Raw genomic sequence first — 2,219 nt, forward strand, 5'->3', positions numbered from 1 at the left:
CAAGCTGCGCAGTCGCCTCGCTGCTCGCCGCGTCCTGATAGGCCAGCGCATAGGCGATCTCGAGCGTCGCCAGCACCGCCCCCAGCCGTTCGTGCCAGTGTTGCGGCGGTGGGGTTTCGAAGGGGACTTGCGCCGCCGCGATCTTGGCCTTGGCACGGCTCAGCCGCTGATACATCGCTGGCTCCGCCATCAGAAACGCCGCCGCGATGCGTTCGGTTGGCACACCGCATACGACGCGCAAGGTGAGCGCGGCGCACGTATCTGGCGCAATGGCCGGGTGGCAGCAGATGAAGATCAGCCGCAGCCGTTCATCGGCAATGGCTTCGTCCTCGACCGCCGGTTCAGCCGGGTCGTCACTATCCAGTTCAGCCACAATCGCGGCATGGCGCGCACTGCGCCGCAATTGATCGATTATCCGCCGCCTCGCCACCACCAGCAGCCAGCCGGGCAGGTTGACCGGCGCAGGACTGTCCACAAACCGGGCGAGGGCAATCTCGCTGGCATCGGCAAAGCCATCTTCTGCCAGATCAAGATTACGAAACTGGGCCGCGAGCGCGGCGACAACACCGGGACGGGCAGCAGCAATGGCGTCTCCAATCCCGGCATTGCGCAGCATAGCCTTAGCCCATCGCCATCACCGGGCGGACCTCGATCGATCCCTTGCCCGGCACCGGGATCTGCCTGGCCCATGCCAACGCCTGATCCAGATCATCGACGGTGATCAGATAATAGCCGCCAAGCTCCTCATGGCTTTCGGCGAACGGCCCATCGTGCAGCACATGCGCGCCATCGTTCCAGCGAATGGTCGTGGCGGTGGCGGCAGGCTGCAACCGTTCGCCGGTGAACGGCACTCCGGCGGCAACGAGCGCCTGCCCGAGCGCCATGTGCCTGGCCAGCACGTCACCCAAGATTGCCTCGCCATCGGGGCGAGCATAGATGCTGTCGTCCTCGTAGATCATCAGCAGATATTGCATCGTCTTGTCTCCTTTGCCCGAGCGCGCCGGTTTGGCAGCGCTCTGCCCCAATGACGAACGGGCGCGGGGAGATTCGACAGCGCCATCAAACTACAGCCCGAAAAATCGCGTTTTCCGGTTGCCCTCACGCCCCCGCCACAATCTGTGCCCATTGCGCCTCGTCGATCACCTGCACGCCAAGCTCTGCCGCCTTCTTGAGCTTCGACCCCGCGCCCGGCCCGGCGACCACCAGGTCGGTCTTGGCCGAGACCGAGCCCGCCGCCTTTGCCCCCAGCTTTTCCGCCTGCGCCTTGGCCTCATCGCGGCTCATCGTTTCCAGCTTGCCGGTGAACACGATGGTCTTGCCGCTCCATTCGGTGGCACGCGCGGTGGAGATGAATGCGGCGGGGCGGACTTCGGCGATCAAGTCTTCGAACACCTGCACGTTGTGCGGTTCGTGGAAAAAATCGCCCAGAGCCTCGGCCACCGCCGGGCCAATGCCATCGATGGTGATGACGTCGGTCAGTGCCTCTGTATCGCCCGCTGCCAGTCTTTTGCCGATCGTGCCGACGCCCTTTGCGCTGCCAAAGGCTTTCACCAGATCCTTGGCGGTCACCGCGCCGACATGGCGGATGCCGAGCGCAAACAGGAAGCGGCCCGGGTCCGCGCCGCGCCGCGCCTCGATGCTGGCGAGCAGATTGTCGACCGATTTTTCCTGCCAGCCCTCGCGCGCGAGGATCCCAGTGCGGTGCGCCTTGAGGCGGAAGATATCGCCCGGCTGCTCGATTAGCCCGGCATCGAGAAACTCGGCGATGGTACGTTCACCAAATCCATCGATATCCAGCGCGGCGCGGGACACGAAATGCCGCAGCCGTTCGAGCTTCTGCGCGGCGCAGACCAAGCCGCCGGTGCAGCGCACGTCAACCTCGCCTTCTTCTGCCACCGCCTCGCTGCCGCACACCGGGCAATGATCGGGGAAGGCATACGCCGGCAGATCGTGATCACGCGTCAGATTCTCGACCACCTGCGGGATGACATCGCCCGCGCGCTGCACCACCACCCGGTCACCGGGGCGCACGCCAAGTCGCGCGATCTCATCGCGGTTGTGCAGCGTGACGTTGGAGACGACGACGCCGCCCACGGTCACCGGGGAGAGCCGCCCCACCGGGGTCAGCTTGCCGGTGCGCCCGACCTGAATATCGCTCGCCTGCAGCGTCGTCTCGGCGCGATCGGCGTGGAATTTGTGCGCCAGCGCCCAGCGCGGCG

At 65.7% G+C, this 2,219-nt stretch carries 3 protein-coding genes; all 3 read right to left on the bottom strand.

The window, feature by feature from the left end:
* On the bottom strand, positions 1-616 hold a 616-nt coding region (locus tag ACEW8G_RS16330), incomplete at its 3' end, for a sigma factor-like helix-turn-helix DNA-binding protein (protein WP_373489450.1).
* A gap of 4 nt (positions 617-620) precedes the next feature.
* Positions 621-974: a YciI family protein gene (locus tag ACEW8G_RS16335; protein WP_373489451.1), complete on the bottom strand. Its 354-nt coding sequence runs from the start codon at positions 972-974 to the stop codon at positions 621-623.
* Between the two features lie 124 nt (positions 975-1,098).
* Positions 1,099-2,219: NAD-dependent DNA ligase LigA (gene ligA, locus ACEW8G_RS16340; RefSeq protein WP_373489452.1), on the bottom strand; the 1,121-nt coding region annotated here is incomplete at its 5' end.

Source organism: Blastomonas sp. (genome assembly GCF_041747255.1).
In the GTDB taxonomy this organism is placed as follows: Bacteria; Pseudomonadota; Alphaproteobacteria; order Sphingomonadales; family Sphingomonadaceae; genus Blastomonas.

What these genes read in the sequence shown, in the direction of transcription:
- ACEW8G_RS16335 (WP_373489451.1), bottom strand. Translation starts at nt 974, where the DNA reads ATGCAATATCTGCTGATGATCTACGAGGACGACAGCATCTATGCTCGC.